General features: G+C 65.4%; 6 protein-coding genes. 1 reads left to right on the plus strand and 5 read right to left on the minus strand.

Annotated elements, in window-relative coordinates:
- Positions 1-764, minus strand: a 764-nt coding sequence (locus Q7J58_RS12890) for an ABC transporter substrate-binding protein (protein WP_304828533.1), incomplete at its 3' end; no start/stop codon positions are given.
- Positions 765-960: 196 nt separating this feature from the next.
- Between Q7J58_RS12890 and Q7J58_RS12895 the strand changes: the two genes are divergently transcribed.
- On the plus strand, positions 961-1,929 hold the full coding sequence (locus tag Q7J58_RS12895) for a helix-turn-helix domain-containing protein (RefSeq protein WP_304828536.1): 969 nt from the start codon (positions 961-963) through the stop codon (positions 1,927-1,929).
- Between the two features lie 20 nt (positions 1,930-1,949).
- On the opposite strand, the gene holA is transcribed toward Q7J58_RS12895, so the two are convergent.
- The 4 genes from holA to Q7J58_RS12915 all read right to left on the minus strand — a co-directional run.
- Positions 1,950-3,002 (minus strand): DNA polymerase III subunit delta, encoded by a 1,053-nt coding sequence (holA, locus tag Q7J58_RS12900; protein WP_304828539.1) that lies wholly within the window; start codon positions 3,000-3,002, stop codon positions 1,950-1,952.
- Positions 3,003-3,022: 20 nt separating this feature from the next.
- Positions 3,023-3,562, minus strand: a complete 540-nt coding sequence (gene lptE, locus Q7J58_RS12905; RefSeq protein WP_304828542.1) for an LPS assembly lipoprotein LptE — start codon at positions 3,560-3,562, stop codon at positions 3,023-3,025.
- A gap of 11 nt (positions 3,563-3,573) precedes the next feature.
- Positions 3,574-4,185, minus strand: coding sequence for a class I tRNA ligase family protein (locus Q7J58_RS12910; RefSeq protein WP_304828545.1), 612 nt, complete (start codon positions 4,183-4,185; stop codon positions 3,574-3,576).
- A gap of 42 nt (positions 4,186-4,227) precedes the next feature.
- The coding region (locus tag Q7J58_RS12915) for a class I tRNA ligase family protein (RefSeq protein WP_304828548.1) at positions 4,228-5,977 on the minus strand (1,750 nt) is incomplete at its 5' end.

Genomic DNA, 5,977 nt, shown 5'->3' on the forward strand with positions numbered 1-5,977 from the left:
GGGTTGAAGCCCACTTCCTTGGCCTGGCGGCTGGCCAGGATGGTGTCGGGCGGGTAGGTGAAGCCCACGAAGGCGTCGGGGTTCTTGTCCTTCATGGAGCGCAGCACGGGCGACAGGTCTTTCACGCCACCGGGGTAGCTCTTGTCTTCCACCAGCGTGATGCCGCTGCCCCGCAGCGCCACCTTGAACGCCGCAAAGTTCTCCAGGCCGAACAGGTCGTCCACGTAAATCAGCGCCACGGTTTTCACGCCGTTGGCCTTGAGCATGTCGACCAGCGCGTTGGTCATGGGCGCGGGTTGCTGCAGCAGCAGGAAGAAGTACGGCAGTCGCATCTCGACCAGGCGGCGCGACAGCGCGGTGGGTGCGAGAAACGGGTATTGAAAGCGGTTGGCGAGCGGCGCCACGGCGAAGTTGGCGTTGGAGCCCCAGGGCGGCAGCACCAGGTCGACCTTGTCGCTGCCCCTGAGTTTTTCGTAGGTGCGCACCACGGTCTCGGTGTCGCTGCGATCGTCGCTGCTGATGAGCTCGATGGGGCGCTTGACGCCTTTCACATCCAGGCCACCTGCCGCGTTCTGCTGCTCGGCCCAGAGCAGGTAGTTGGGCTCCTGGCTCACCTGCGCGCCACCCGTCCAGGGGCCGGTGCGCGACATCGAATAGCCGATGCGCACCGGCGCGGACTGCGCCATGAGCTGAGGGGCGAAGGACATGGCGCCCACCGCAGCGGCGGCGCTCTTGATGACCAGACGGCGATTGGCTTGAACCATGTTGTGTCTCCTGTGGTGTACGAAATACAGACCTTTGGATACTAGGCAGCCCCTCCTCCCGTCGCTGTGCTGGTTGCGCACAAGCGACTTGTCTGAACGTGCACACGGATGCGGGATAACCCTCAACCATCCGCACACCATGGGCTCCGGGTACCGCCCATAATTTCGCATCCATACCCCAAGCCAAAAACCGCCCATGCAACCCGCGCCCCTGATGACCACCGACGCCGTCGCCCCTGGCGAGCGCGCTGCGGCCTGGCGCAACTGGGTCTGGACACATTTCGGCGGCCTGGAATCCGACCTGTACGGCGACACCGGTTTCGACGGTCACATGAGCGCATCGCAAGCGGGCGACGTGGTGATGACCAAACTCGAAGCCAACCGCCACCGCGTGTTGCGCAGCCCCCGCCTGGCACGCACCAGCGACACCAGTTACCTGAAAATCGTGGCCCCCTGGCAGGGCAGCGCAGCGGTGGAACAGCAGGGCCGACAGACCTGGGTCAAGCCCGGTGGCTGGGCCATTTACGACACCACCGGCAGCTACGAAATTGCCAACCCGGAGCGGGTGGAACACCTCATCGTGATGCTGCCCAAGGAGCAACTGGTCGAGCGCGGCCTGCGGCTGGAGTCGCTGATGGCACGCCATGTGGGTGGGGCCAGCGGTATTTCACGCGTGGCACTGGAGAGCATGCGCAACACCTTTCAGGAACTGCCCGCCATGAACGCCACCACCGCCCGCGGCGCGGGAGAAATGATCATTGAGCTGGTGCGCCTGTCGCTGCAGGAACTGGCCGGGCGCGAAAGCGCCACCACCCAGCTGGAAGCGTTTCGCGACCGCATCCGCGAGCACATCGGCCAGCACCTGCGCGACCCCGGTTTGTCCATCGACCGCATCGCGCAGTCGCTCAACTGCAGCAAACGCCACCTGCACAACGCCTTCAGCGCCGAAGACGACACGCTGGCGCACTACATCTTGCGCCGGCGGCTGCAGGCCTGCATGCGCGACCTGAAAAACCCCGCCCAGGCGCAACGCACCATCACCGACATCGCGTTTTCCTGGGGTTTCAACAACGGCGCCCATTTCAGCCGGGTGTTCCGCGAACACGCGGGCCTGTCGCCCAGCGATTTCCGAGAGACCGCGCTGCGCCAGTCGGCCGTGGTCTGAGCGGCTGAGCCTGCGCCGGTTCAGCGCAGCGCGCAGCCTTGCGACACGCGCAGGGCCAGCTGCTGCAGCGCCACCCAGGGGTCGGCCGGCCAGTCGGGCTGCTTCAGGCCTTTGACGATGCCGTCCACCGTGTGCGCGTCGCGCAGCCAACGCGTGAGGGTGGGCGTGGTCAGCTGCGGCAGCACGCGTTCCATGAGCTTTTCTTTGGCGCCCCACACGCGGTTTTCGCGCAAGGCCATGGGCAGCGGACGGCCCGCGTCCATGGCCCGGCGAATGCGGTTGAGCGTGCGGATGTCTTCCGCCAGCGCCCAGTGCACCAGCACCGCCGCCTCGCCCTCGGCCTGCAGGCCGTCCAGCATGCGCTGCACGCGCAGACTCTGCCCGCCCAGCACCGCCTCGGCCAGCTTGAAAGCGTCGTAGCGCGCCACGTTGAGCACCGCCGCTTCCACCTGGTCAAAGCCCAGCTCACCGGCTGGGTGCAGCAGCGCCAGCTTCTGAATCTCCTGGTGTGCGGCCAGCAGGTTGCCTTCCACCCGGTCGGCAAAAAACTGCAGCGTGCGCTGGCCTTCTTCGCCTGCGGCCACGCGCTGGCCTTGCTGCTGCAGGCGCTGGGCAATCCACTGCGGCAGCGCCTTGCGGTCCACCGGGTCCACCCGCACGGTGATGCCAAAGCTGTCGAGTGCGGCAAACCAGGCGCCCTTTTGCGTGGCGGCGTCCAGCCGCGGCAGGATCACCAGCGTGAGCATGCTGTCGTTGCCTTGCGAAGCCTGCGCCAGCTGCTGCAGCACCTGCGAGCCGTCTTTGCCCGGCTTGCCCGACGGGATGCGGATTTCGATCAGCTGTTTGTCGGCAAACAGGCTGAGCGAGCCACCGCTGGCCAGCACCTCGCTCCAGTCAAAGTGCGCACCGGCCACGGTGTGCACCGTGCGCTCGGTGTAGCCCTGCTGGCGCGCCACGGCGCGCAAGGCGTCGGCGGCTTCCTGAATCAGCAGCGGCTCGTCACCGTGCAGGGTGTACAGGCTTTTCAGGCCGCGCTGCAGCTGGGCATCGAGTTGGGGCGCGGCAACTTGCATGGGCTGGGCTCAGAGCGTGCTTAAAGCACTTCCACAGCGGCCAGGCGGCGCATGACCTGCTGCACGATGTCGCTTTGCATGTTGCGAAACAGCAGCGCCTCTTCGGCCTCTTTGGCCAGCACCGCCGTTTCGGTGAAGCTGATGTCGCGCTCCAGCAGCAGCTCGGTGTCGTCCAGCAAGCTCTTGCCTGTCGCCGTGGCCAGGCGGAATTTGAAGCGCGTGCGCAACTGCATTTCACGCACCTGACCGGCAGCGGTTTGGCCCACCACGGTTTTCTCGCGTTGGTCGCTCAGCACGGTCATCACCACCTGGCCGTTGTCGCCTTCCGGGCTCATGGGCGTCTCCGATGTGAACACGCGCAGCCCCGCGCCCGCGAGCGCACGGCGCAGCTCGCGCGCCACGGGTGTGGATTCGCTGCCCTGCAAGCGCACGGACTCAAACGCGAACTTGGGCGCACCCCGCAAGGCAAAACCACAGCCCGAGAGCGCCGCTGTGCACGCCCCGGCAAGGACGCCCAGCCACACGGTGCGGCGTGACAAAACGCGACGGATGCCATGCATGGTGTGGCGCCTCAAATCACGATGTTGACCAAGCGGCCGGGCACCACCACCACCTTTTTCGGGGCTGCGCCATGGGCCTGCTTGAGGAAGGCTTCGCTGGCCAGCGCGGCGGCTTCAATGGCGGCCTTGTCTGCGCTGGCGGGCACGGTCACGCTGCCGCGCAGCTTGCCATTGATCTGCAGCACCAGCTCGATTTCGTCCTGCACCAAGGCAGATTCATCGACCTGTGGCCAGGGGGCGTCCAGCAGTTCACCCACGGCGCCCGCAAAACCCAGCTCAACCCACGCCGCATGGGCAAGGTGTGGGCACGCGGGGTAGAGCATGCGCAGCAGCAGCGACACGCCCTCGCAGCGCAAGGCGTTGTCACCCGCACTGCCGTCGAAAGCAAAGTCGTCCAGCGCATTGAGCAGCTTCATGCAACCCGACACCACGGTGTTGTATTGCATGCGCTCGTAGTCGTAGCTGACCTGCTTGAGCACCAGATGCATCTCGCGGCGCAGTTTCTTCGCCTCGGGGCGCAACACCGCCGCCGACAGGTTGCTGGCTGTGGCCTGGCGCAGCGCGTCGGCGTTTTTGGCACCAAAGCCCCATACTCGCTTGAGGAAGCGGTAGCTGCCCTCCACCGCCGCGTCGTTCCACTCCAGCGTGGCCTCGGGCGGCGCGGACTACATGGTGTACAGGCGCGCGGTGTCGGCGCCGTATTTCTCGATCAGGTCCTGCGGGTCCACGCCGTTGTTCTTGGACTTGGACATGGTGCCCACGCCCTCGTAGTCGATGGGCGTGCCCACGGGCAACATGCCATCGCCGCTGGTGGCTGGGTTCTTCAGCTGGGCGCCCACCACCTTGCCGGCGTCGTCGAGCACATGCTCCACGTCGTGCGGCCAAAAATAATCTTTGCCGCCCTTGGCGGTGCGGCGGCTGTAGATGTGGTTGAGCACCATGCCCTGCGTGAGCAGCTGGGTGAAGGGCTCGTCCACCTTCACAAGGCCGAGATCGCGCATCACCTTGGTCCAGAAGCGCGCATACAGCAGGTGCAGAATCGCGTGCTCGATACCGCCGATGTACTGGTCCATCGGCATCCAGTAGTCGGCGCCGCCGGCCACCATGTTTTCGGAGTTGCTCGGGTCGCAATAGCGCATGAAATACCAGGACGAGTCCACGAAGGTGTCCATGGTGTCGGTCTCGCGCCGCGCGGGTTTGCCGCACACCGGGCACACCACGCCGGCATGGAAACCTTCGTGCTTGTGCAGCGGGTTGCCCGAGCCGTCGGGGATGCAATCTTGCGGCAGCACCACCGGCAGGTCTTGCTCGGGCACGGGCACCGCACCGTGCTCGTCGCAGTGGATGATGGGAATGGGGGTGCCCCAGTAGCGCTGGCGGCTCACGCCCCAGTCGCGCAGACGCCAAGTGGTTTTTTTCTCGCCCAAGCCTTGGGCAGCCAGCAGCTCGGCCACTCGGTCCACCGCGGCTTTGTAGGACAAACCATCCAGTTCACCGGAGTTGACACACACCAGCGAGCCCGACTTGTCGGCATACCAGTCGCTCCAGCAAGTCGCGTCAAACACCTTCTCGCCCACCGGTGAGTTGGCTGAGGCGGGTGCGGCTGTGGACGGTGTAAGGGTATGTCCCGTGCCGTCCGCAGCCGCGCCCGGCTCAGCCAACGGGGTCACCGAAGCCAAAGCAGCAACCCCCACCACCTGCTTGATCTCAATGCCGTACTTGAGCGCAAAGGCAAAGTCACGCTCGTCGTGCGCGGGCACACCCATCACCGCACCATCGCCATAGCTCATGAGCACGTAGTTGCCCACCCACACTTCAACTTGCGCGCCGGTCAGCGGGTGCGTAACGAACAGGCCGGTGGCCATGCCCTTCTTTTCCTGCGTGGCCAGCTCGGCTTCGGTGGTGCCGCCGCTCTTGCATTCTTCAATGAACGCAGCCAGCGCCGGGTTGCTGGCCGCAGCATGCAAAGCCAAGGGATGCTCAGGCGCCACGGCGCAAAAGGTCACGCCCATGATGGTGTCGGCGCGCGTGGTGAACACATACATCTTGCCGTCGCCGATCAGCGCGCCCGAGGCGTCGGTAATTTGGTGCGGGAACGCAAAGCGCACACCCTGGCTCTTGCCGATCCAGTTTTCCTGCATCAGCCGCACCTTGTCGGGCCAGCCGTTGAGCGTGGCCTTGGGGTTGCCGATCTGCACATGGTCCAGCAGCTCTTCGGCGTACGACGTGATGTTCAGGTAATAGCCCGGAATCTCGCGCTTCTCCACCACCGCGCCGGTGCGCCAGCCCTTGCCGTCGATCACCTGCTCGTTGGCCAGCACGGTCTGGTCCACCGGGTCCCAGTTCACCACCTGGGTCTTGCGGTAAGCAATGCCCTTTTCCAGCATCTTCAAAAACAGCCACTGGTTCCACTTG

It is taken from the genome of Hydrogenophaga sp., assembly GCF_030656115.1.
Classification (GTDB): Bacteria; Pseudomonadota; Gammaproteobacteria; order Burkholderiales; family Burkholderiaceae_C; genus Hydrogenophaga.

Bases quoted from the DNA above. Each gene is read 5' to 3' on its own strand.
- Q7J58_RS12895 (WP_304828536.1), top strand. From the start codon at position 961: ATGCAACCCGCGCCCCTGATGACCACCGACGCCGTCGCCCCTGGCGAG.
- holA (WP_304828539.1), bottom strand. From the start codon at position 3,002: ATGCAAGTTGCCGCGCCCCAACTCGATGCCCAGCTGCAGCGCGGCCTG.
- lptE (WP_304828542.1), bottom strand. From the start codon at position 3,562: ATGCATGGCATCCGTCGCGTTTTGTCACGCCGCACCGTGTGGCTGGGC.